Annotated in this window: 21 protein-coding genes; 14 read left to right on the top strand and 7 right to left on the bottom strand. The window is 55.3% G+C overall.

Annotation, left to right across the window (positions count from 1 at the left end):
- Positions 1–50 precede the first annotated feature (50 nt).
- The 7 genes from MCG44_RS10085 (at position 51) to MCG44_RS10055 (ending at position 6917) form a co-directional block, all read left to right on the top strand.
- The gene (locus MCG44_RS10085) at positions 51–1079 is read left to right on the top strand and encodes a tripartite tricarboxylate transporter substrate binding protein (RefSeq protein WP_147571178.1); all 1029 of its coding nucleotides are present in this window, start codon (positions 51–53) and stop codon (positions 1077–1079) included.
- 80 nt (positions 1080–1159) lie between these two features.
- Positions 1160–1624 carry a tripartite tricarboxylate transporter TctB family protein gene (locus tag MCG44_RS10080; RefSeq protein WP_147571177.1) on the top strand — a complete coding sequence of 155 codons (465 nt, stop codon included), beginning with the start codon at positions 1160–1162 and terminating at the stop codon, positions 1622–1624.
- A gap of 32 nt (positions 1625–1656) precedes the next feature.
- A complete protein-coding gene (locus MCG44_RS10075) occupies positions 1657–3186 on the top strand; it encodes a tripartite tricarboxylate transporter permease (RefSeq protein ID WP_147571176.1) in 1530 nt (509 codons plus the stop codon).
- Between the two features lie 78 nt (positions 3187–3264).
- Positions 3265–4227, top strand: a complete 963-nt coding sequence (locus tag MCG44_RS10070; protein WP_147571175.1) for a bifunctional 4-hydroxy-2-oxoglutarate aldolase/2-dehydro-3-deoxy-phosphogluconate aldolase — start codon at positions 3265–3267, stop codon at positions 4225–4227.
- 14 nt (positions 4228–4241) lie between these two features.
- Positions 4242–5234 (top strand): dihydroxyacetone kinase subunit DhaK, encoded by a 993-nt coding sequence (locus tag MCG44_RS10065; protein ID WP_240288032.1) that lies wholly within the window; start codon positions 4242–4244, stop codon positions 5232–5234.
- Positions 5235–5246: 12 nt separating this feature from the next.
- Positions 5247–5882, top strand: a complete 636-nt coding sequence (locus tag MCG44_RS10060) for a dihydroxyacetone kinase family protein (RefSeq protein WP_186852137.1) — start codon at positions 5247–5249, stop codon at positions 5880–5882.
- 12 nt (positions 5883–5894) lie between these two features.
- Complete coding sequence (locus tag MCG44_RS10055; RefSeq protein WP_240288030.1) at positions 5895–6917, top strand: sugar kinase; 1023 nt, start codon at positions 5895–5897, stop codon at positions 6915–6917.
- 214 nt (positions 6918–7131) lie between these two features.
- Here the strand turns inward: MCG44_RS10055 and MCG44_RS10050 are convergent, their stop codons facing one another.
- Entirely contained in the window at positions 7132–7341 is a 210-nt protein-coding gene (locus MCG44_RS10050; protein WP_263858472.1) for an integrase core domain-containing protein, read from the bottom strand.
- 455 nt (positions 7342–7796) lie between these two features.
- Here MCG44_RS10050 and MCG44_RS15165 point away from each other — a divergent pair, with 455 nt between their 5' ends.
- The gene (locus MCG44_RS15165; RefSeq protein WP_374740544.1) at positions 7797–7961 is read left to right on the top strand and encodes a recombinase family protein; all 165 of its coding nucleotides are present in this window, start codon (positions 7797–7799) and stop codon (positions 7959–7961) included.
- A gap of 625 nt (positions 7962–8586) precedes the next feature.
- On the opposite strand, the gene MCG44_RS10045 is transcribed toward MCG44_RS15165, so the two are convergent.
- Both MCG44_RS10045 and MCG44_RS10040 read right to left on the bottom strand, forming a co-directional pair.
- Positions 8587–9549 (bottom strand): P1 family peptidase, encoded by a 963-nt coding sequence (locus MCG44_RS10045; RefSeq protein WP_240288028.1) that lies wholly within the window; start codon positions 9547–9549, stop codon positions 8587–8589.
- A gap of 13 nt (positions 9550–9562) precedes the next feature.
- On the bottom strand, positions 9563–10192 hold the full coding sequence (locus MCG44_RS10040) for an ECF transporter S component (RefSeq protein WP_240288026.1): 630 nt from the start codon (positions 10190–10192) through the stop codon (positions 9563–9565).
- A 216-nt stretch (positions 10193–10408) separates the two neighbouring features.
- On the opposite strand from MCG44_RS10040, the gene guaA reads away from it, so the two are divergent.
- The 4 genes from guaA to MCG44_RS10020 all read left to right on the top strand — a co-directional run bounded on the left by guaA (position 10409) and on the right by MCG44_RS10020 (position 13707).
- Entirely contained in the window at positions 10409–11698 is a 1290-nt protein-coding gene (gene guaA / locus MCG44_RS10035; protein ID WP_240288024.1) for a glutamine-hydrolyzing GMP synthase, read from the top strand.
- A gap of 237 nt (positions 11699–11935) precedes the next feature.
- Positions 11936–12250 carry an ArsR/SmtB family transcription factor gene (locus tag MCG44_RS10030; RefSeq protein ID WP_240288022.1) on the top strand — a complete coding sequence of 105 codons (315 nt, stop codon included), beginning with the start codon at positions 11936–11938 and terminating at the stop codon, positions 12248–12250.
- A 90-nt stretch (positions 12251–12340) separates the two neighbouring features.
- On the top strand, positions 12341–13342 hold the full coding sequence (locus MCG44_RS10025) for a permease (protein WP_240288020.1): 1002 nt from the start codon (positions 12341–12343) through the stop codon (positions 13340–13342).
- Positions 13343–13362: 20 nt separating this feature from the next.
- Positions 13363–13707 carry a thioredoxin family protein gene (locus tag MCG44_RS10020; RefSeq protein ID WP_240288018.1) on the top strand — a complete coding sequence of 115 codons (345 nt, stop codon included), beginning with the start codon at positions 13363–13365 and terminating at the stop codon, positions 13705–13707.
- 259 nt (positions 13708–13966) lie between these two features.
- On the opposite strand, the gene MCG44_RS10015 is transcribed toward MCG44_RS10020, so the two are convergent.
- The 4 genes from MCG44_RS10015 to MCG44_RS10000 all read right to left on the bottom strand — a co-directional run bounded on the left by MCG44_RS10015 (position 13967) and on the right by MCG44_RS10000 (position 18925).
- Positions 13967–15637 carry a nucleoside kinase gene (locus MCG44_RS10015; protein ID WP_186853092.1) on the bottom strand — a complete coding sequence of 557 codons (1671 nt, stop codon included), beginning with the start codon at positions 15635–15637 and terminating at the stop codon, positions 13967–13969.
- 156 nt (positions 15638–15793) lie between these two features.
- A complete protein-coding gene (locus MCG44_RS10010; protein ID WP_186853091.1) occupies positions 15794–16924 on the bottom strand; it encodes a DUF362 domain-containing protein in 1131 nt (376 codons plus the stop codon).
- A 147-nt stretch (positions 16925–17071) separates the two neighbouring features.
- A complete protein-coding gene (locus MCG44_RS10005; protein ID WP_186853090.1) occupies positions 17072–17656 on the bottom strand; it encodes an ANTAR domain-containing response regulator in 585 nt (194 codons plus the stop codon).
- A gap of 36 nt (positions 17657–17692) precedes the next feature.
- The gene (locus MCG44_RS10000; RefSeq protein ID WP_207721972.1) at positions 17693–18925 is read right to left on the bottom strand and encodes a glutamine synthetase family protein; all 1233 of its coding nucleotides are present in this window, start codon (positions 18923–18925) and stop codon (positions 17693–17695) included.
- 339 nt (positions 18926–19264) lie between these two features.
- On the opposite strand from MCG44_RS10000, the gene MCG44_RS09995 reads away from it, so the two are divergent.
- Together MCG44_RS09995 and asnB are read left to right on the top strand one after the other, a co-directional pair.
- Positions 19265–21361, top strand: a complete 2097-nt coding sequence (locus MCG44_RS09995) for a glutamine synthetase III (RefSeq protein WP_240288016.1) — start codon at positions 19265–19267, stop codon at positions 21359–21361.
- A gap of 67 nt (positions 21362–21428) precedes the next feature.
- On the top strand, positions 21429–23012 hold the full coding sequence (asnB, locus tag MCG44_RS09990) for an asparagine synthase B (protein ID WP_147571349.1): 1584 nt from the start codon (positions 21429–21431) through the stop codon (positions 23010–23012).
- Positions 23013–23021: the final 9 nt, after the last annotated feature.

The following is a 23021-nucleotide window of genomic DNA, read 5'->3' as shown; positions in this document are numbered from 1 at the left end:
CCACTGCGTAAGCGTGTGAAATAACTATGATCTAGAAAAGGAGCAGAAAAATGAAAAAGATTCTTTCACTTGCCTTGGCAGCGGCGATGGCCCTGTCACTGGCCGCCTGTGGTAACAACGGCAGCCAGACCTCTCAGAGCAGCAATTCCGGCAGCGCTTCCAATTCTGGAAACACCAGCCAGCAGGAAGAGGTCAATTTCCCCAACGGAAAGCAGATCTCTCTGATCGTTCCCTACGCTGCTGGCGGCGCCTCTGACACCGTGGCCCGTATTTACGCCTCTGAGCTCGAGCAGTCCCTTGACACCAGCGTCATCGTCTCCAATGTTGAGGGAGCTTCTGGCGCCATCGGCCTGGAGCAGGTCCGCAACGCCGATCCCGACGGCTATACCATGGCCTATATGCCCGTTGAGTCCACCATGCTTAGCGCCTTGGGCTTCACTGACCTGTCTACCAACGACTTCAAGTTTGTGGGCCGTGCTATGACTATCCCTGCCGCCGTCACTGTCCGTGCTGACGCTCCCTGGGATACCTTTGAGGACTTCCTGGCTTATGCCAAAGAGCATCCCGGTGAGGTCCAGGTCGGCAACTCCGGCACTGGTTCCATCTGGCATATTGCTGCCGCTTCCATTGAGAAGGAGTGCGGCGTAGAGTTTACCCATGTGCCCTTCGACGGCGCGGCTCCCGCTGTGGCCGCTCTGTTGGGCAAGAATATCCAGGCTGTTACCGTCAGCCCCTCTGAGGTAAAGAACAACGTGGACTCCGGTGACTTCAAGGTGTTGTGTATCCTGGGCGAGAGTCGTTCCTCCGTAGTGCCTGAGGTTGAGACAGCGCAGGAGATGGGCTACGACATTACCATCCAAGGCTGGGGCGGCTTCGCTGTTCCCAAGGACACCCCTCAGGCTATCGTGGACATCCTGGAGGAAGCTTCCGAGGTCGCTATCAACTCCGACTCCGTTAAGCAGACTCTGGCCGACCGCGGCTATGAGCATGCCTATCTGAACGGCGCCGACATGGACGCTAAGGCCGCGGAGGAGCTGGCCTACTACAGCGAACTGATTCCTGAACTGGGCATTGCCTAACCTATAACTGTTGCAAGCCGCGCTCAGGCCTTCGGGCGTGAGCGCGGCTTTTCCTCGCTGATAAAAAAAGGAGGGTTCCCATGCATAAGGGCGATACAATTCCCGGCCTGATTACCGCCATTTTTGGATACTCGGTGGCGATTTATACGCTTTTGGAGGATACCATGCGAGTCAACGCCCAGTCCTCCGACGGTGTGCCCGGTGCGGGCTTCTTCCCAGTGCTGCTGGGCTTTGCTGTGGGCATTCTAGGTACCATCTTGTTTGTGCGCGGAATCCTGCAAAAAGGATCCGTGCAGTATTTCCAAGTCGACCCCGAAATCAAGTTTAACCTCAAGCGCCTGGGCCTGACTGCTGTGTCCATTGTAATCTTTTTCATCCTGTGGCAGACCACAAAGCGGTTTATTGTCTGTGTGCCCATTTTGTGCTTTGCCCTGAACGCCATTTTCGGCCGAAAGCTGAAGTACAACATCATTTATACCGTGGTCTTTACCGCGTTTATCTACCTGGCCTTTGTTGTCGGCTTCTCCATCCAGTTCAACCGATAAGGCAGTAGAGCAGTAAAAGGAGATGAACCCGAATGTCTGCTGAAGTTTGGCTCGGCGCACTACAGCTGTGCCTGCAGCCCTCTGTTATCCTGTTTTTGTGTATCGGCGTTTGTATTGGAACGGTCATCGGTGCTCTGCCCGGCCTGTCTGCCACCATGGGTATTGCCATCATGACGCCCATCACCTTCTGGTTTGAGCCGGCGGACGGCTTCGCCATGCTGATGGGCCTGTGGAACGCTGCCATCTTTGCCGGCGGTATTTCCGCAATTCTGGTCAACACCCCCGGCACCCCTGCGTCCATTACCCAGTCCTTTGACGGCTATTCCCTCTACCGTCAGGGTAAAGGTGGTCTGGCGCTGGGCATCAACGTCATTTACTCCTTCATTGGAGGCATTTTCTCCACCTTTTGCCTCATTCTGTTTTCTACCCCCATTGCCAACTTTACCATTTCCTTTAATGCGCCCGAATACTGTATGCTGGCCCTGTTTGGCCTGTCGATGATGGTGGCTGTCTCAGAGGGCAGCGTGCTCAAGGGGCTGATCCTGGGTATGGCCGGCATTCTGCTTTCCTGTGTAGGCCTGGACCCCATCCTGTCCATCAAACGGTTCACCTTCGGCCAGACTGCTCTGCTGGGCGGTATCTCCTTCATCCCAGTCATGATTGGTATGTTCGGCATCGGTGAGGTGTTCTATCAGATTTACACCTTCCGCAAGGCCGACCAGGAGAAGGAGTTGGAGGCTCGGAAAGTCAACTTGGCCCTTGGCCGCGTCCTGCCCACAGCCAAGCAGGCTAAGGAGCTTGCAGTTCCTACCCTGATTGCGGCAGTTGAGGGCACCATTATTGGCGCCATCCCCGCGGCGGGCGGCGATATCGCCTCCATTATCTCCTGGGGCAACGCCAAGAAAATGAGTAAGCACCCCGAGGAGTACGGCAAGGGCTCGCTGGAGGGCTTGGCCGTCAGCTCCACCGCCAACAATGCCGTCATCGGCGGCGCCATGACCACCATGATGACCCTGGGTATTCCAGGCGATGCGGTGACCGCCATCCTGATTGGTTCTTTGACCATGTACGGAATGCAGCCCGGCATCAAGATGTTTACTGAGAACGCCTCCTTTACCGCCCAGATCATGCTGATGATGCTGCTGGCCAACGTGGTATTCCTCATCTTCGGCCTGGCTACTGCTAAGATCTCGGCCAAGGTGCTCAATGTCTCCCAGCCCACCGTCTGGACCGCCGTGTGTATCCTGTGCGTGGTGGGGTCTTTCGCCCTGAACAACACCTTCTTTGATGTGGCTATTATGTTTGCCGCCGCCGTTCTGGGCTTCTTCCTGAAGGTATTCAAATTCCCCAATGGCCCCTTCGTTCTCGGCTTGCTGCTGGGTTCCATGCTGGAGTCCAATATGCGCCGCGCCCTGGTCATGAGCCACGGCAGCTGGGCCACCTTTGTGACCCGTCCGGTGTCCTGTGTGCTTTTCATCGCCATCATCCTCACCTTGTGCTGGCCCGTTTTGAAGGCTGTCCTGCGCAAGCGCAAGGAGGCTAGCGCTCAGAAGGCTGGCTGAGTTAAATCGAATGTATGTGGTCCGTGATGAGCTGCCCGCGGCAGCTCATCACGGCCATTGGAAAGGAATTTTCTTCATATGGATGCAATAAAAATCATCAAGGAGCACGGGGTCGTTCCCGTTCTGGGCCTGAAGGACCCGGACACCGCGCCCCAAGTCGCCGCCGCCCTGCGCCGCGGCGGACTGCCTCTCATCGAGGTCACCATGCGGGCGGAAAAGGCTATGGACTGTCTGCGGGCCATCAAGTCAACTGACTCCCAGATGCTGGCTGGCGCCGGTACTATCCTGCGCTGCGAGCAGGTGGACCAGGCCAAGGAGGCCGGAGCGGACTTCGTTGTCACACCAGGCTTCAATCCCAAGGTGGTAGCCCGCTGCCTGGAGCTGGAGATGCCTGTAGTTCCGGGCTGCATCACCCCAACTGAGATTGAAGCGGGGCTGGAGATGGGTCTGACCACCTTTAAGTTCTTCCCCTCCGAGCCCATGAACGGCATGGCCACCATTAAGCAGTTGTGCGGCCCTTACGGCAGCATCCAGTTCATTCCCACCGCCGGCATCAACCTGAGTAACATGGAGGAGTATCTCTCCAGCGACAAGATCGCCGCGGTGGGTGGCAGCTTCATGGCTCCCGCCGCCATGGTGGAAGCCCAGGACTGGGAAGGAATCACCGCCCTGTGCCAGAAGTCAGTGGAGAAATCCCTGGGCTTCTCCCTGGCCCACATCGGCATCAACGGGGATAGCAAGGAGGAGGGGCTGGCCACCGCGCGTTGGTTCGCCGAGCGCTTCGGCTTCCAGGTCAAGGAGGGCGGCCGCTCCAACTTCGCCGGCACCTATGTGGAGTGCTGCAACCAGCAGTTCCCGGGCAAGTTCGGACACATCGGCATCTTTACCTATTCCCCCGATCGGGCCTTGGCTTATTTCAAGGCCAAGGGTATCCCTACGCGGGAGGAGTTTAAGAACGTGGACGCCAAGGGCAACCTGGTGGCGGTCTACCTGGAGGAAGAAGTCGGCGGCTTTGCCGTCCACATTGTAAAAAAAGCTTGAAGGAGGTCTGTTCCATGAAAAAGATCATCAACGATCCCGCCCAGTACACCGACGATATGCTCAAGGGTATCTACCGTGCCCACAGCGACCAGGTGGGATATGTCAATAACGATCTGCGCTGCTACTGCACAAAGAAAAAGGTTCCCGGTAAGGTTTCCATCATCACTGGTGGCGGCACTGGCCACCTGCCCCTGTTCCTGGGCTATGTGGGGGAGAACCTGTTGGACGGCTGCGCTGTGGGCAGCGTGTTCCAGTCACCCAGCGCCGAGCAGATTTTTGAGATCAGCAAAGAGGTCAACAACGGCGGCGGCATCCTGTACCTCTATGGCAACTATACCGGTGATATCATGAATTTTGACATGGCCGCCGAGATGTGCGACCTGGAGGATATCAAGACTGCTTCCATTGTGGGCGCGGACGACGTCAACTCCAACGCCGATCCGGCCGCCCGCCGGGGTGTGGCCGGCATCTTCTTTATGTACAAGTGCGCCGGTGCCAAGGCCGCCCAGATGGGCACTCTGGACGAGGTGCTGGCTGCGGCCCAGAAGGCCAAGGACAACACCCGTACTGTGGGCTTTGCCCTGACCCCCTGTGTCATTCCTGAGGTGGGTCACTCCAACTTCACCCTGGGCGAGAACGAGATGGCCATGGGCATGGGTATCCACGGAGAGCCCGGCGTGTGGAACGGCCCCATCAAGACGGCCGACGAGCTGGCCGCTGAATCTCTGGACACCCTGCTGAAGGATATGCCCCTTGCCTCCGGCGATGAGGTCGCCCTGCTCATCAACGGCCTGGGCGCCACCTCTATTGAGGAGCTGTACATTCTGTCCAACAGCGTTTCCCAGCAGTTGGAGGACAAAGGCATCTCCATCTACCGCACCTTTGTGGGCGAGTTCGCTACTTCCATGGAGATGATGGGGGCGTCCATCTCCATCATGAAGGTGGACAGCGAGACTAAGGCTATGCTGGATATGCCCGTCAGCACCCCCTTCTACTGCCAGAAGTAAGGAGCGTCGACCATGAAAGTCATTCAAGCGAAGGATTGGACCGCTGTTATGGAGGCGGTAGCTCAGATAATGACCGAGCAGGCAGACCACCTGTGCGAGATGGACGCCCGCATGGGCGACGGGGACCTGGGCCTGACCATGAAGAAAGGCTACTGTGCCCTGCCGGAGATTTATGCTGGCTTGGAGGAAGCAGACATGGGCAAGCGCTTGTCTAAGGCCGGCATGAAGATGTCCAGCGTAGTTCCTTCTACCATGGGTACACTGATGTCCTCCGGATGGATGGAGGGCGGTAAGCGCCTGATAGGGAAGGAAGAGGTGGACGCCTCCGCCTTTGCGGCATTCCTGCGTGGCTTCGCGGATGGAATTGCCAAGCGGGGCAAGTGTGTCCCCGGAGAGCGCACTGTGCTGGACGCCATCTTCCCGGCTGCCGATGCGGCGGAGCAGGCGGCCACATCTGGAAGCGGATTGGAGGACACCGCCGCTGCGGCCCTGGAGGGGGCAAAGCGGGGCCTGGAGTCCACCAAAGAGATGACGCCCAAATACGGCAAGGCCGCCGTCTTTGCGGCCAAGGCCCTGGGAACTGAGGACCAGGGCGCCACTGCCGGGATGCTGCTCGTTCAGGGCCTGTATAACGGTATCCAGAAATAAGGAGAGATCACAATGAAGAAAATGGTAGGCTTCGGAGATTATCTGCTCCGTCTCAATCCAGAGGGGTATCTGCGCTTTATCCAGGCGGACCACTTCCAGATCAATTATACTGGTGCGGAGGCCAACGTGTGCGTCTCCCTGGCGATGATGGGGATGGACACGGAATTCGTGACTCGGCTGCCTGACAACGATATTGCCGCCTGCGGTGTGGCGGAGCTGCGCAAGTTCAATGTGGGGACCAGCCATATCGCCTACGGCGGGGAGCGGATGGGTGTGTTTTATGCGGAGAAGGGGGCATCCCAACGCCCCTCCAAGATCGTCTATGACCGCAAATATACCTCTATCGCCACCTGCGCCTATGAGGATTTTGACTGGGAAGATATTTTTGCCGGGGCCACCCATTTCCACATGACGGGCATCACCCCCGCCTTGAGTAAAACCATCCCCTCGGTGTGTATCAAGGCGTGCAGAAAGGCCAAGGAGATGGGACTGACCGTCAGCTGTGACCTGAATTACCGCAAAAATCTGTGGACTGAGGCTGAGGCCAATGCGTGCATGGTCCAGCTGATGCCCTACATCGACGTGCTGGTGGCCAACGAGGAGGATGCAGAGAAGGTGTTGGGCATTAAGGCCCGTGATACTGATGTGACCCAGGGTAAGCTCAACCGGGAGGGCTACATAGATGTGGCGGAGCAGATCTGCCAGACCTACGGAACCAAGATGGTAGCCGTCACCCTGCGGCGCAGCATCAGTGCCTCGGACAATGAGTGGAGCGCAATGCTGTATACAAACGGTAAGCCCTACTTCTCCAAGCAGTACATGATCCACCTAGTAGACCGGGTGGGGGGCGGAGATTCCTTCACCGCTGGTCTGCTCTACGGAATTATGAACGACTACGGCCCCCAGGAGACTATTGAATATGCCGCCGCCGCATCCTGTCTCAAGCAGACCATTGAGCTGGACTTCAACCTGTCCACCGCTGACGAGGTCAAGCGCCTGGTGGGCGGAGACGGCTCCGGCCGTGTACAACGGTAAACTGCGAATGAACACCCCCATCCGATCTGAACAAATGCTTGTCATGGTTTCGATCAGTTGGGGGTGTTTTATGCCAGAACCTCTTGCGGCAAGGGGTTCTGGCATTCTTATGCGGAGTGCCACTCTCACCAATCATATAAACCGAGTAAAATGAAAACGCAAAACGTCTAAATGGCGAGATTTGAACCCCCGTTATGTCAGCAAGCTGCTCTCTTTATTTGTCGCTCATGAACGTATCTTCCATCTGACAGGGCGTTCGGTTTTTCAATGTGCGATGCGGCCTCTGTGTGTTGTAAAACTCGATGAGAGATGCAAGGCATTGTTTAAAATCTTCCTTGAAACAGTCATAAATGGTCATCATGAGGAAATTATCTTTGATGTTCTCCGCCAAGAAAAAAGTCGTAGAAACAGGGCGAAAAGTCATTCTCATGCAGCGTGTACTTTGATAGGAAAGTCATGGGGCCTGTCAGAATAATACCGCCGAATGATCTCATACTCACACCAACACAGCCAAAGGTGGCAGTATACTGCCGCATCAGTACGAACGGCTTAGAACAACGAACCTGTTTATTCTTACAGGAACAATACTATGAGGAATGGATTAAGCGAATCCTTCATTGGACATTCGCCGGCATTTTTCCGGCATCGGAAGCAGGACACAGGCGAAAGGCTGACATTTATTTTGGGCTGGAGGAAATTCATTTTCTCTACGAAAGCTCGGAGTTTCTTCTGACAGTGATCTGCGCTAGAGCGTAGCAAGAAGGCCGTTCCAAAAGCGGAGATATCAAATGGGGGCTGAGAAAAGCATTGGGGACCCCAGAGTCCAGGTATTATCAAAGAATCTGTTATGGGTACACTCATGACAAAGACGGCTGACTCGTGATCAATGAAGAGGAGGCGCAAATCATTCGGCTCATTTATGATATGGCTCGTAAGGGAGAAAGTCTTTCAAAGATATCCCTTAGACTGAAGGAAATGGATATCCCATCTCCGCAAGGAGACAAGGAACGGAAAGATTCTGAAAAACGAAAAATATACAGGTAGTGTGAAACTACAAAAGACCTATGTACAGAATTTTTTGGAACATAAACAGGTATGTAATGAAGGACAATTGGATCTATATCAGATAGATAATAATATAAACATCAAATATTACATGGGGATTCCATTTACTGGAGAATAAGTTCTCTTCCGATGGCTATATAGAATACAAGCTGGAAAACAATGAAATCCCATGGCGAACCTTTGCCGGACAGGTATTTTTTGAATATGCGAAAGATTTTCGCAGCCGTAAACAGATGTTGGAACAAGAAATGGGCGATATTTCCGATAGTCAAAGGGGATTATTATGCATTGGTATTGCGCTGGAGCGTTTTAGAAAATTTTATTGAGCTATCTGTTATAAACATTATAATTTTTGAAAATCCTAAATAAATACTATTATTCAAAAAAATACTGCTTTATGAAAAAATGGGAACACCATTAAAATGATGTTCCCGCCTTGTACGTTAGTCCTTTTTCGCTTTGTCCTGTTCCTGCTGCGCTTTCCACTCGACAGACTTCAGCCGTGCTTACTTACTCTCAAAAAACTTATATCTCTGGGAATAGCGGTAATCCTCTCCTAAAAGAGCCATTTCCCTGGTGGAAATACAGAAGGGAGGCCCCATGGTCAGTGGGAAAGGTCAGACAAACCAATCAGTCCATAGGCGGATTTCGCCGTCTGGACAGCTCGAAGGATCGCCATCTCCATGGCCTGAGCGGCCAGGGCACCCACCAGATTGACGTCACCCGGAACAGAGCCCACGGAGAGAGCATAGATGCTGTCTCCGTCAGCGGTGGTGTGAACCGGGCGAATGGCCCTGGCATAGCCGTTGTGGGCCATACCAGCAATCTTGGTCAGAGGGGTTTTGGAAAATTGTGCGTTGGTGACGATAATGCCTAACGTAGTATTGCCAGTAAACAGATTCCCGGTTGGAGAAGCATCGGAAAACAGCTCATCCAAGGTGCAGGACAGCCCTGATTTCTTCTTATCAAGCAGCCCGGCGACCACTTTTCCGTCGGGGCTATACACATCACCCAGCGCATTCACCGCCACCAGGGCGCCCACCTTAACAGGGCCGGACTGAAGGGCAAAGGTGCCGAAACCTGATTTCATCGCCCTGTCCATTCCACGGTACTTTCCAATGGAGCAGCCGGTGCCGGCGCCCACATTCCCAAGGGCGGGGGCGGACCGGCTGGCGTTCTCACAGGCCTGATAGGCCATGTCCGCAGTGGGCCGCACCTCCTTGCTGCCAACACCCAGGTCAAACAGGCAAGACTGACTTACCAGGGGGACTTTGGCCACCCCTGTGTCAAAGCCGATGCCTCGCTCCTCCAGATACCGCTGGACTCCGCCGGCGGCATCCAGACCAAAGGCGCTGCCACCGGACAGCAGTACCGCGTTGATCCCCTCGGCGGCAGCCACAGGATTCAATATTTGGGACTCGCGGGAGGCCGGGCCGCCGCCCCGGACATCCAGTCCGGCGGGGCTCATCCGGTCGCAGAGGATGACAGTGCATCCAGTGGCTCCCTCCAAATCTTGGGCGTGACCGACCTGAAAGCCGCCCACATCCATAATCCCGATCTCTTGCATGACCTCTCCCCCTTCACTGTTTCAGCACGACGCGCAGGGCCTTACAGACAGAGCCACTGATGACGCAGCCCAGCGCGGCTTCAATCAGGGCCTGGACCCCCACGTAGGCGGCCACAAATAGCAGGATGTTATCCTGGAACTTAGCCATCAGCTCCTCGCCCAGAAGCGCTTGGAGGGTGGGGGCGTTCAAAAAGATCAGGACCAGCACCGTCATGTAGAAAAGGGTGTTCAGCAGCGGAGCCGCAATGCCGCCGATGTAATAGGAAATCGTGTTTCCCCGGTCCAGTCTGCTGGCGGCCCGGTATACCCAGCCCACGCAGATACCCATCAGGATGCGAGGAATGATAGTATTGATGAAGCTGAGAACTACCACTATACCGCCGGTGTAGCCCGCAAGCAACAGGGTGCTGAACCCAGTTTTGATGGCGGTATAGAAGCTGATACAGCCCATCACACCGCCCAGAACTCCCCCAGCTAAAGGCCCAAGCATCATCGCGCCCACAGCCACTGGTACAGTCATGATCGACGCGTACTGTCCAGGTAGAGGGATCATCGCCAGTCCTGTAATGTTCATCATCAGCAGGATCCCGACGAGCAGGGCCAATTCGATCAGGTACGTGAGATTGGTTTTTGCCTTTTCCATATTCAGTTCCTCCTGCTGCCGCTCCGCCATATTGCGGATGCAGCGCAATTTTTTGGGCGTTCTTCATATCAAGAAGAACGCTGGAATGCCAAGGGCAGTATACCCTACTTTGTACTCTTTTGCAAGAGGCGAGGGACGTTTTTACGATTTACTCTTGCGGGAAGGGACGCGGCATGATAGGATATTCGAGAGAGAAAAATAAGGAGGCATTTGCCAATGAAACAGGATATGATCGTCATTCTGGACCTGGGCAGTGAGGAAAATCCTAGACTGGCCCGTGAAATCCGTGCCCTTGGCGTGTACAGTGAGATACACCCCCACGACATCACGCTGGCCGAGCTGAGAGCCCTGCCCAATGTCAAGGGTATCATCTTGAACGGGGGCCCCAACCGGGTGGTGGATGGTGTGGAGATTGACGTGTCCCAGGACATCTACAACTGTGATATCCCTGCGCTGCTGGTGGACCACAAGGGAGATTCCCCTTGGCCGGAGAATGCAGAGGAACGCAAGCAGGCTCTGTCCAACTTTATTTTTACCATCTGTGGGGCAGAAGCCAACTGGAATATGGAGAACTTTATTGCCGACCAGGTGGAGCTCATCCGCCAGCAGGTGGGCGGTAAAAAGGTGCTGCTGGCCCTGTCCGGAGGAGTAGACTCCTCTGTGGTGGCCGCTCTGCTCATTAAGGCCATCGGCAAACAGCTCACCTGTGTGCATGTGAACCACGGCCTGCTGCGTAAGGGGGAGCCCGAACAGGTGGTCAAGGTCTTCCGTGAGGAGCTGGGCGCCAATCTGGTCTATGTGGACGCGGTGGACCGCTTCCTGGACAAGCTGGCCGGGGTAGCTGATCCGGAACAGAAGCGTAAGATCATTGGAGCGGAGTTCATCCGCGTCTTTGAGGAGGAGGCCCGAAAGCTGGAGGGTATCCAATTTCTGGGTCAGGGGACCATCTACCCTGATATCATCGAGAGCGGAACCAAAACCGTCAAGGCGGTCAAGAGCCACCACAACGTGGGCGGTCTGCCGGAGGATCTGAACTTTGCGCTGGTAGAGCCGCTAAAGATGCTGTTCAAGGATGAGGTGCGGGCCTGTGGTAAGGCTCTGGGCCTACCCGATTCCATGGTGTACCGCCAGCCCTTCCCCGGTCCTGGCCTGGGAGTGCGCTGCCTGGGCGCGATTACTAGGGACCGCCTGGAAGCTGTCCGGGAGTCGGATGCCATTCTTCGGGAGGAATTCGCAAAAAACGGCTTGGAGGGGAAGGTGTGGCAGTATTTTACCGCCATTCCCGACCTGAGGAGCGTGGGCGTCCGGGAGAACAAGCGGGCCGACGAGTGGTGCGTCATTATCCGGGCTGTCAATACCGTGGACGCCATGACCGCCACAGTGGAGAATGTGCCCTTCGACTTGCTCCAGCATATCACAGCCCGCATTACCAGCGAGGTAAAGGGAGTTAATCGAGTGCTGTTTGACCTGACACCAAAGCCTACTGGTACCATAGAGTGGGAATGAACCATAAGGACCGCAAGTCTCCTTTATTGGGACTTGCGGTCCTTTGTGCTGGAGCAGATAGCGGCGGCGGTGGAGGCCGGCAAACAGCGGGAACAGGCGGAGAAAGGCCGCAAGCGGCCCCGGCGTTCTCTTGACCGTGGTGGGCGGTGATTTCAAAAATTTCTGATTTTACTGTTGACAAAAGCCAACTTGCCGCATACAATAATCATATCAAAATAATTTGATGTGAGGTGAAACATGGAGACAGCGTATCAGGAGCAGGCCAAGGTGTTTAAGGCTCTCTGCGATCCAAAGCGCCTTGCGATTTTGGAACAGTTAAGGAGCGGTGAAAAGTGTGCCTGTATCCTGCAAGAGCCGTTAGGTTTGACCCAATCTGGCCTTTCCTACCACATGAAAATCCTCTGTGACTCTGGCATTGTTACCAGCCGTCAGGAGGGTAAATGGACGCATTATCGCCTAAGTTCTTCGGGACGGGATTATGCGGTGGAACTGCTGAAGGAGTTGACAACTCCAAACATAGAGCAGGAGGTATCCTGTTCTCGGTGTGGATAGAAACGCCATCTAAGAAGATGGCGTTTCTATCGGCACGACACATCAAAAATTTTTGATATATTTTCTATCTATGGAAAGTGAGGTTTTTGTATGGGCGTGTGGGATTTCATTCAAGACCAGGTGCTTGGCATGAAATGGCTGAATGAACTTCTTGGCGTTGGGCTGTCGACGCTGGGCTTGGATGTAAATGGACGCATAGGCGGCAGTATTCAGTTTTTCATCTATGATGTTTTGAAAATCACGGTGCTGCTCTGTGTGCTGATTTTTACGATTTCCTATATCCAAAGTTATTTCCCTCCGGAACGGAGCAAACGCATTTTAGGGCGTTTCCGTGGGATTTGGGCAAATATCATTTCCGCTCTGTTGGGAACCGTAACGCCTTTTTGTTCATGCTCATCTATTCCGCTGTTTATTGGTTTCACAAGTGCGGGGCTTCCTTTGGGCGTGACATTTTCTTTTCTGATTTCGTCTCCAATGGTCGATTTAGGAAGTCTGGTCCTGCTCATGAGCATTTTCGGCGCAAAAGTGGCTGTTGTCTATGTGATCCTTGGGCTCGTGATTGCGGTGATCGGCGGTACCATGATTGAAAAGCTGCGTATGGGAAAGTATGTTGAAAGTTTTGTACTTTCGGCTGGCAGTGTTGATATTGAGTCTCCAGAACTGAGGATCCGGGAACGGCTTACCTACGCAAAGGAACAAATGCTTGGTACGTTTAAGAAAGTGTTCCCCTATATTTTAATCGGTGTCGGGATTGGCTCTGTGATCCACAACTGGATACCGGAAAGTTGGATCGAAACGGTGCTTGGCAGCAGTAATCCCTTTGGTGTGATCCTGGCTACTATCGTTGGTATTCCGATGTATGCGGATATTTTCGGCACAATTCCTGTTGCGGAGGCATTGCTTTCTAAGGGGGCACAACTCGGCACCGTCTTATCCTTTATGATGGCTGTTACTACCTTGTCTCTGCCGTCCCTTATCATGCTCCGCAAAGCCGTCAAGCCAAAACTGCTGGCGTTGTTTATCGCCATCTGCACCATTGGTATCGTCATCGTCGGCTATCTGTTCAATGTGTTCCAATTCATTTTGATTTAATTTTTAGGAGGTAATGAAACATGAGACTGTTCAGCAAGAAGAAAGAAGAACCTGCGTCCTGCTGCTGTGGCGGCAACTGCACCCCAGAAACGATGGCCCATGCAGAGGCGGTCAAGGCTTCCGGTGGCGTTAAGGTGCTTGGCTCCGGGTGTGCCAAGTGCAACGCTTTGGAGGAGGCCACTCGTGAGGCGCTGGCCGAGTTGGAGATGGACACCGCCATCGATCATGTAACGGATTTCACACAGATCGCCGCCTATGGCGTAATGACGACCCCGGCGCTGGTGGTAGATGGCAAGGTGGTGTCCTATGGTAAAGTGATAAAAAAAGAACAGGTTAAAGCGCTTATTCAGAAAGTTAGAAAGTAGGCTTTGGGAAAATAGAGTACAACACCAATAGAAATCACAGTAGAAGCCATCGATTAGAAACTATAAGATTCTAACCGATGACACAATCTTCGTTTGGATAAGTGGTGCTTTTGGACCGAAAAAACAAAAGCGATGTATAAATTCTGAAGAGAAAATATCAAATTATATCATGTTTTCTAACTTTTTAATAGAAAAAGCCTGTGACAAAAGTCACAGGCTCTATATTTATTCCAAAAAACACAGGCGGCAGGGCCTGTCTTCAGACCTTGTAACAGCCGCCGCCGATAAACTCCCGCATCAGGGAGGTCTTCGGCACATCGTCGGAAGGAATAGGTAAAAAGTAGTTCAGGAACTTCAAAAGACGTTTGGCCTCTGTGTACTCGTCACAGTCTTTGGGCACGGCAAAGAGCAAAGACTCGATATATGGCTTCAGCAAAGCCGTTTCATAGATCAGGGCAGAATTAAAGATCACATCCGCGCTGTCCTGATAGGGGAAGATATAACGCTCCTCGCCCCGTCTGACAGACGGCCACATCTGGATCGTGGCTCTTGCGCTGTACCCCCGAGTCCTGGCGTCCCGCTCGATCCGGCGGAGGAGGCGGGCGTCCGTGGTAGGGATGCGGTTGTGGTCATCGATATTCAGTGTAGTCAGACAGCTAATATAGATTTTATACTTGCTTGCCGTGGGGAGCGAATAGGAAAACTGGTCATTCAGGCAGTGGATGCCCTCGATGACGAGAATATCCTGGGGGCCGAGGGTGAGGTAGTCACCATTATATTCCCGCGCCCCCTTTTTGAAGTTGAATTGAGGAATCTCAACGCTCTCCCCCCGCAGAAGCCTGGTCATATCCTGATTAAACAGTTCGACATCCATGGCCCCCAGACTTTCAAAATCATACTGCCCATTCTCGTCGCGGGGAGTATCTGCGCGGTTTTTAAAATAGTTGTCTGTGGCGATGGGGTGGGGGCGCATCCCACAGGCCAGCAGCTGTGTGGACAGGCGGTGAGAGAAGGTGGTCTTACCAGAGGAGGAGGGGCCGGCGATCATGATAAACCGGACGTCTTTCCGTCGGGAGATCTCTTCGGCGATGTCGCCAATCTGCTTCTCCATCATGGCCTCCTGGGTCAGGATCATCTGGGTGGCGCCGCCGCTGGCAATCGTCTCATTCATCTCCGCCACGTTGGAAATGCCCAGCTTCTCGGACCTAAGCGTGGCATCATAAAGGGCCTGAAAGACCTTGACAGAGGGGTGGAATTCCGCCAGCGCATGGGGGTTTTTCTGGCTGGGCAGAAGAAGGACAAAGCCTTCCTGGAACAGTTGAAGATCAAACCATTTGAGATAGCTGGTGTCCGGGACCATGTATCCATAAAAATAGTCTGAAAAGCCGTCTAGAGAATAGATATTGACATGGGAATTGATCCGGAATTCAAACAAACGGGACTTGTCGTACATCCGATTTTTCTGAAACAGGTCCACAGCGTCGTCCGTGCTGATAGAGTGTTTTTGAATGGGGATTGCCTGGTTTACAAGCAGCCGCATCCGCTCGCCGACCTGATCCAAGAGGGACTGGTTGAGGACAAAGCTGCCCTTGGCCCGAATAAACAGCCCTGGGCCAATAGAGTATTCCACAGAAATTCGCTCCACGTTTTCGCTGCCTGCCACATCATAAAAGGCCTTGAGCATCAGAAAGACCGCGCTTCGCTCGTAGGTTTGGATGCCGGGCTTGTCCTTTGCTGTGATTATGTCCAGGGTGCAGTCCCGGTCCAATGTTTTATTCAGCTCACAGAGCTTCCCGTTTCGGCTGACCAGCAGAATGTCGTTTTCATATTGCTCCTGAAAGTCAGCGGCAATGGTTTGATAAGTGGTCCCATAGGGGTAGGCGCGCGCAGTCTCGCCCACAGTTACGGTGCACAGTTTGGTCTGTTCCATAAAAACTCCTTCCTCAGGTCAACGCGGCCGGATGGATTGAAAGACGACGGTCAAATATCATTGTATCACCGGGGGCATGGGAAATCAACCAGTCAGCGGAACAGAAAAAACCATCCTCCCGCTGGTAAGGCGGGAGGATGATTCATGTGCGCGGGATTAGACGCGAATCAATTCGTATTTCCGGCTCCCCAGACCGATCTTCTCGGCGTGTTCCAGGCAGGTGCGCCACTCGGACTCAGGGGAGGAGTTGGTGAAGTGATCGTGGTGGTCGTGGAAGCCGGGGTCGGCCAGATGGTCGGACAACTGGCTGTTGGGCATGGGGGTAGCAGCCAGACAGGCGTCTACGCAGGCCTGGTCCAGCGCCAGGGGATCAAAGGAGGCAAACATCCCCAGGTCGGGCAGGATGGGGGCGTCATTCTCACAATGGCAGTCGCAGTTGGGAGAAACATCCACCACCAAAGAGATGTGGAAGGAGGGACGGCCGTCCACCACGGCTTTGGTGTACTCCGCCATGCGGCAGTTGAGGACTTCGTTGGCGTTGTCGTTGTCAAAGGAGATAGCGTCAAAGTTACAGGCTCCCAGACAGCGCCCGCAGCCTACACAGTGGTCGTGGTCCACATGCATCTTCCGTGTCTGCTGGTCAAAGACCAGTCCGCCGTTGGCGCACTCCCGCTGGCAGCGCAGGCAGCCCCGGCACCGATCAGGGGAGATGCTGGGCTTTCCACTGCTGTGCTGCTCGGTTTTACCGGCCCGGGAGCCGCAGCCCATGCCGATGTTCTTAATGGCCCCGCCGAAGCCGGTCATCTCATGTCCCTTGAAGTGGGTCAGGCTGATGAAAACGTCGGCGTCCATCACAGCACGGCCAATCTTCGCCTCCTTCACATACTCACCGCCCACCACGGGGACAGCCACATCGTCAGTCCCCTTCAGTCCATCGCCGATAATAACAGGGCAGCCCACAGAGAGGGGCGTGAAACCATTTTCCCAAGCGCACTCCAGGTGCTCCAGAGCGTTTTTACGGCTGCCGGGGTACATAGTGTTGCAGTCGGTAAGGAAGGGCTTGCCGCCCAGCTCCTTTACTACGTCGGCTACCGCCTTGGCGTAATTGGAGCGGAGATAGCTGATGTTGCCCAGCTCTCCGAAGTGCATCTTAATGGCCACAAACTTGCCATCCATGTCGATTTGGCCGATGCCGGCCTTGCGGATGAGTTTCTTCAGTTTGATAGGCAGGCTATCGCCAAAGGCGATCGTGCGAAAATCGGTAAAATAGACCTTGGACTCTGCCATGATCGGTTCCCTCCTGAACAATATGATTCTCAAAGACTACTTTCACTTGTCCTATTATAAAGGTTGGAGTACACTCCATGTCAAGAGGAGATTTGAACGCGGGCCACAGGTGGGGTAAGAGGAGCGCCCTCCGGCCTTTTGGGACCGCTATGTATAAAGACGGATAATATCCTCCGCAACGGATCTTTTGGACACACAGCGGTCCATCGCCTGATGCTCGATATAGTGGTGGGCATCCGGCTCGGTCATCTTCAATTCACTGATGAGTAACCATTTGGCCCGGTTGACCAGGCGGATCTCCTCCATCTTCTCTTCCAGAGGCAGGACGCGCTTTTCCAGCCTCCGGAGCCGCTCCCGGGTGCTGACCATCCAGCTGACCGCCCGGAGGAGCATGGTCCGGGAAAAGGGCTTGGGCAAGGTGAATACTCCGTGCTCTGCCACTCGGTCATAGACCTCGTCATGGAGGTCGCTGGGGACAAGTAAAAGGATGACAGTCCCCCCCAGACGGCAACTGTCAACGGCGAACCGAACGCCGGAGTCATCCGGAAGGGGAGAGTTGATGAAGATAAAATCAAAGGACCGCTGGGTTAGGGTCTGCTCGGCGGCGCTTACGCTAGACACTGTGACCACCGGCTCACAGGGAGTTTCCTGAAGGACGGCGGAAAAGCCGATGTTGAACCGCTCCGCCGATGATACAAAAAGAACGCTGTATACCTGCTCCTTCAGGCTCATGGCTTCCCACTCCTTTCCCTGTTATGCAGACGGGCTTCAGGCCCGCTTGCGGTATTCCGCCAGGATGGCTTCCGGGATATAGGTCTGGATAAAGGGGCTGTCTGCGGCGGTGGCGCAGGCGGACTGGAGGTTCTGAGGCAGCCGACGGAATTTTACCAGCGTCTCTGCGTCCGCCTGGTAGAGGTCCACCTCGGCGGGATGAGGCATCTCCAGATGCCGCTCAATGCCGTACAGGCCGGCATAGATCATCAGTGCGAAGGCCAGGTATGGGTTGGCCATAGGATCGGGAGAGCGCAGCTCCGCTCGACGGTACTCACCAGCCGCCGCTGGGATCCGGATCAGCTGGGAACGGTTCCCCTTGGACCAGGAGATGTAATCTGGGGCCTTATAGCCGCCCAGACGGGAATAGGACTCTCGGGTAGGGTTCAAAAAGGCGGTCATCTCCCCCACCTTGTCCAGCACACCGGCTACCATCTCGGGCAGGTGGTCCAGTCCATCCGTTGACTTCACTGACATATTGATGTGAAAGCCGTTGCCCGGTTTCCCCTCCAGGGGCTTGGGGCTGAAGTCCGCGCACAGTCCATTCCGCTCGGCAATGATTTTCACGATGGCCTGTAAAGTCATGGCATTGTCGGCGGCAGTGAGAGGGTCGGAGTAGCGGAAGTCGATCTCGTTCTGGCCGGGCCCCTCCTCGTGGTGGGCACACTCAGGCCAGATGCCCATTTGCTCCAGAGTGAGGCAGATCTCACGGCGGATGTTTTCCCCCTTGTCCTCTGGGGCCGTATCCATATAGTTGGCCCTGTCGTGGGGAATCTTGGTGGGCTCACCGTTTTCATCCCGCCGGAACAGGTAGAATTCCTGCTCCGCGCCAAAGAGAAACTGAAGCCCCCTCTCCTCAGCGCAGGCCACAGCCTGCTTAAGCAGGACCCGGCAATCACAAGGGAAGGGCTGGCCGTCGGGATAGACAATGGAGCAGAACATCCGCACCACCCGACCATGCTCCGGGCGCCAGGGGAGGAGCATCAGCGTCTCTGGGTCAGGCCGGAGGAGCAGGTCGGAATGGGCTACGTCCCCAAAGCCGGCGATGGCGGAGGCGTCAATGGCGATGCCGTACTCAAAGGCCCGGGGCAGCTCGGTGGCCACGATGGAGATGTTTTTCTGCCGGCCGAATACGTCACAAAAGGCGAGGCGGATGAACTTGATCTCCTCCTCCTGAACATACTGCATGACCTCGCGCTTGGAATATTTCACGGTCACACCAACTTTCATGGATATTTTTGCGTCGCCGGGCATATGCGAAGGCCGCAAAGCCGGCTGGCAGCCTGGTGGAACGGGATCCGCTGCTATTATAGCACCGGTAAAAATGGATTTTCCAGTGTTGTCTCCTATGGGAAAAAATTTTGGCGGTCCAGACAGAAACAGGAAAAATAGGGCGAAATGTTTTTGGAAACTGTTACAGAATGTACTAAACAGTCCAAAATCTCATTGACAAACGGCTGCCACGGGGCTATAATGCGGCACATAAAGGCAAAGGCGTCTTTAAGGATTTTCCTTAGAGGCGCCTTCGCCTTTTTTGCATTTTTTTAGAAGTAGAAAGGGTGAAAGACAATGGCAGCTGTTCCGGAGTATTTTGGAAGCATGGTGTTCGACGACAGGGTGATGAAGGCAAATTTATCCGCTGACGTATACCAGTCTTTAAAGAAGACCATCGACGAGGGGGCTAAATTGAATTTGGGTGTGGCCAACGCTGTGGCAGCCGCCATGAAGGACTGGGCCGTAGCCCAGGGGGCCACCCACTTTACCCACTGGTTCCAGCCACTCACCGGCATCACCGCCGAGAAGCACGACAGCTTTATCACCCCCTCTCCAGATGGAGGGGTTATCATGGAATTCTCAGGCAGGGAGCTGATCCGAGGGGAGCCGGACGCCTCCTCGTTTCCCTCCGGGGGGCTGCGGGCTACCTTTGAAGCAAGAGGCTACACCGCCTGGGACCCCACCTCCTATGCCTTTATCAAGGGGAAAACGCTGTGCATCCCCACGGCCTTTTGCTCTTACAGCGGCGAGGCGCTGGACAAAAAGACCCCCTTGCTGCGCTCCATGGAGGCCCTGAACCGACAAGCCCTCCGCATCCTGCGGCTGTTTGGAAATGACACGGTGAAACGGGTGTCCACCGCGGTGGGTCCAGAACAGGAGTATTTCCTGGTGGATGCCAAAATGTATGAGCGGCGCCGGGATCTGCGGTTTACCGGCCGAACTCTGTTCGGCGCCAAGCCCCCCAAGGGACAGGAGATGGATGACCACTATTTCGGCGTGATTAAACCCAGGGTGGCCGCCTTTATGGAGGACCTGAATGAGGAGCTGTGGAAGCTGGGTGTCCTGGCCAAGACCCAGCATAACGAGGTGGCCCCGGCCCAGCACGAGCTGGCCCCTATCTATACCACCACCAACATTGCCACTGACCACAACCAACTGACCATGGAGATCATGCAGAAGGTGGCCGCCCGGCACGGGCTGGTCTGTCTGCTCCATGAGAAGCCCTTTGTAGGAGTGAACGGATCGGGTAAGCACAACAACTGGTCTATCTCCACCGACGCTGGCGTCAACCTGCTCTCTCCCGGTGATACGCCCTATGAGAACGCCCAGTTCCTGCTGTTTCTGTGCGCCGTCATCAAGGCGGTGGACGACTATCAGGACCTGCTGCGCATCTCGGTGGCCACGGCCGGCAACGACCACCGCCTAGGAGCCAACGAGGCGCCTCCCGCTGTGGTATCCATCTTCCTGGGAGATGAGCTGAACGGTGTGCTGGAGGCCATTGACCATGAGACCCCCTATCAGGGAGCTGCCCGGACCAAGATGAAGCTTGGGGTGGATATCCTGCCCAAATTCAGCAAGGATACCACAGACCGGAACCGCACCTCCCCCTTCGCCTTCACTGGCAACAAGTTTGAGTTCCGCATGGTGGGCTCCTCCGACTCCATCGCCTGCGCCAACATCATGATCAACACCGCTGTGGCTGAGAGCCTCAAGCTCTATGCCGACCGCCTGGAGGGGGCCGAGAACTTCCCCGCCGCCCTGCAGGAGCTGCTCCGGCAGACTATCCGGGAGCACAAGCGCATCATCTTCAACGGAAACGGCTACGATGATGCCTGGATCACTGAGGCCACAGAGAAGCGGGGCCTGCTCAACTACCGCACCACCCCGGACTGCGTCCCCCATCTGCTGGATGAGAAGAATGTCAGGCTCCTCACCTCCCACGGCGTGCTGACCTTGGAGGAACTTACCTCCCGGTATGAGGTCATGATGGAGAACTACTGCAAAACCATTCTGATCGAGGCCAACACCATGGTGGATATGGCCAGAACGGAGATCCTGCCAGCCGTGGAGTCCTTTGCGCTGGACACCGCCAGAGGGGCGGCCGCCAAGCGGGAACTGGTCCCTGGCTGCCCCTGCGGGTATGAGTCCGAGCTGGTAAAAAAGCTGTCTGCTCTTACGGATCAGATGGCGGCCAAAACCACGGAGCTGGAGCAGGCGGTGCTGGAGGTGTCCTCCGCCGGGGATATCGCCCAGGAGGCCGCCGCTGTCCGGGATGTGATCCTGTGTAAAATGGGGCAGCTGCGCCTGGCCTGCGACGAGGCGGAGACCCTGACCCCCAAAAAGTATTGGCCGTTTCCCACTTACGGCGACCTGCTGTTTGGCGTGCGGTAACGACCAGATCCCTTCTGGCCCCGGCCTCCATTCGGACCGGGGCCCAATAGAGATTGGAGGAGCGTTTATGTGTTCCATTATGGGATATTGCGGCCCAGTGTTCGACCTGGAGGCATTTCAGGCCGGCTTTCAGCGCACGGTCAGTCGGGGGCCGGATGACAGCCGGATCGTTGACACAGGAAAGGGCCTGCTGGGATTCCACCGGCTGTCCATTATGGGCCTGACTTCTGCCGGGATGCAGCCCTTTGCGCTGGACGGCAGCTTCGTGGTGTGCAACGGCGAGATATACGGCTTTGAAAAGCTAAAAAAGCGACTGGAAGAAAAATATACCTTTGCCAGCGACTCTGACTGTGAGCTGCTGCTCCCTCTGTACCGGGAATACGGGGTGGAGATGTTCCGGATGCTGGATGCGGAATTCGCCTGCATCCTCTATGACGGTGAGAGACAGGAGTACATCGCCGCCCGTGATCCCATCGGCATCCGCCCCCTCTATTACGGATATGACAGCCAAGGAGTTATCCTCTTTGCCAGCGAGCCCCAGAACCTGCTGGGCCTGGCGGCGGGAGAAATACTGCCCTTCCCCCCTGGACATTACTATAAGGACGGCAGATTTATCTGTTACCGGGATATGACCCAGGTGGAGCGGATCTGCCGGGATGACCTGGAAACGGTATGCCGGAACATCCGGGAAAAGCTGATCGCCGGGGTGGAAAAGCGGCTGGTGGCCGACGCCAAGGTGGGCTTCCTGCTGTCTGGAGGGCTTGACTCCTCCTTGGTGTGCGCCATCGCCGCCCGGCGGAGCAAGACCCCGATTCGGACCTTTGCCATCGGCATGAGCGGCGACGCCATCGATTTGAAATACGCCAGGGAGGTGGCGGAATACATCGGCAGCCGCCACACGGAGGTGATCATCACACGGGAGGATGTGATCTCCAACCTGGAGCGGGTGATTCATCTGCTGGGCACGTACGACATTACCACCATTCGGGCCAGCGTGGGAATGTACTTGGTCTGTAAGGCCATTCACGAGCAGACCGATATTCGGGTGCTGCTCACTGGCGAGATATCCGACGAGCTGTTCGGCTATAAGTATACAGACTACGCCCCTTCTGCCCAAGCGTTTCAGGAGGAGTCGGAAAAACGGGTCCGAGAGCTGCACATGTACGATGTGCTCCGGGCAGACCGGTGTATCTCGGTCAACTCCCTGGAGGCACGAGTCCCCTTCGGAGACCTGGAGTTCGTGCGCTATGTCATGTCGGTGGACCCGGAGCGGAAGCGGAACCGATATGGAAAGGGCAAGTATCTGCTCCGCCACGCCTTCGAGGAGGGCGGCTGGCTGCCCCAGGATATCCTGTGGCGGGAGAAGGCGGCCTTCTCCGACGCTGTGGGCCACTCACTGGTGGACGACCTGAAGGAATACGCGGAACAGTGTTACACCGATGACGATTTCCAGAAGCTGAGGCAGAAGTATGTCCATGCGCGCCCCTTTACCAAGGAGTCATTGCTCTATCGTGAGATATTTGAGAAATACTATCCGGGGCAGAGCGGGATGGTCCTGGATTTCTGGATGCCCAACCGGGAGTGGGAGGGCTGCGACGTGGATGACCCCTCCGCCCGTGTGCTGGCCAACTACGGCCAGAGCGGAGTTTAAGACCATCAC

The sequence above is a fragment of the Lawsonibacter sp. OA9 genome, assembly GCF_022440585.1.
This window is presented reverse-complemented; position numbering and strand designations above follow the sequence as displayed.

Bases quoted from the DNA above. Each gene is read 5' to 3' on its own strand.
- MCG44_RS10025 (WP_240288020.1), top strand. From the start codon at position 12,341: ATGGGCGTGTGGGATTTCATTCAAGACCAGGTGCTTGGCATGAAATGG.
- MCG44_RS10030 (WP_240288022.1), top strand. From the start codon at position 11,936: ATGGAGACAGCGTATCAGGAGCAGGCCAAGGTGTTTAAGGCTCTCTGC.
- MCG44_RS10070 (WP_147571175.1), top strand. From the start codon at position 3,265: ATGGATGCAATAAAAATCATCAAGGAGCACGGGGTCGTTCCCGTTCTG.
- MCG44_RS10015 (WP_186853092.1), bottom strand. From the start codon at position 15,637: ATGGAACAGACCAAACTGTGCACCGTAACTGTGGGCGAGACTGCGCGC.
- MCG44_RS10010 (WP_186853091.1), bottom strand. From the start codon at position 16,924: ATGGCAGAGTCCAAGGTCTATTTTACCGATTTTCGCACGATCGCCTTT.
- MCG44_RS10020 (WP_240288018.1), top strand. From the start codon at position 13,363: ATGAGACTGTTCAGCAAGAAGAAAGAAGAACCTGCGTCCTGCTGCTGT.
- MCG44_RS10050 (WP_263858472.1), bottom strand. From the start codon at position 7,341: ATGACTTTTCGCCCTGTTTCTACGACTTTTTTCTTGGCGGAGAACATC.
- MCG44_RS10005 (WP_186853090.1), bottom strand. From the start codon at position 17,656: ATGAGCCTGAAGGAGCAGGTATACAGCGTTCTTTTTGTATCATCGGCG.
- MCG44_RS10055 (WP_240288030.1), top strand. From the start codon at position 5,895: ATGAAGAAAATGGTAGGCTTCGGAGATTATCTGCTCCGTCTCAATCCA.
- MCG44_RS10000 (WP_207721972.1), bottom strand. From the start codon at position 18,925: ATGAAAGTTGGTGTGACCGTGAAATATTCCAAGCGCGAGGTCATGCAG.
- MCG44_RS10085 (WP_147571178.1), top strand. From the start codon at position 51: ATGAAAAAGATTCTTTCACTTGCCTTGGCAGCGGCGATGGCCCTGTCA.
- MCG44_RS10060 (WP_186852137.1), top strand. From the start codon at position 5,247: ATGAAAGTCATTCAAGCGAAGGATTGGACCGCTGTTATGGAGGCGGTA.
- guaA (WP_240288024.1), top strand. From the start codon at position 10,409: ATGAAACAGGATATGATCGTCATTCTGGACCTGGGCAGTGAGGAAAAT.
- MCG44_RS10040 (WP_240288026.1), bottom strand. From the start codon at position 10,192: ATGGAAAAGGCAAAAACCAATCTCACGTACCTGATCGAATTGGCCCTG.
- MCG44_RS10075 (WP_147571176.1), top strand. From the start codon at position 1,657: ATGTCTGCTGAAGTTTGGCTCGGCGCACTACAGCTGTGCCTGCAGCCC.
- MCG44_RS09995 (WP_240288016.1), top strand. From the start codon at position 19,265: ATGGCAGCTGTTCCGGAGTATTTTGGAAGCATGGTGTTCGACGACAGG.
- MCG44_RS10045 (WP_240288028.1), bottom strand. From the start codon at position 9,549: ATGCAAGAGATCGGGATTATGGATGTGGGCGGCTTTCAGGTCGGTCAC.
- MCG44_RS10080 (WP_147571177.1), top strand. From the start codon at position 1,160: ATGCATAAGGGCGATACAATTCCCGGCCTGATTACCGCCATTTTTGGA.
- MCG44_RS10065 (WP_240288032.1), top strand. From the start codon at position 4,242: ATGAAAAAGATCATCAACGATCCCGCCCAGTACACCGACGATATGCTC.
- asnB (WP_147571349.1), top strand. From the start codon at position 21,429: ATGTGTTCCATTATGGGATATTGCGGCCCAGTGTTCGACCTGGAGGCA.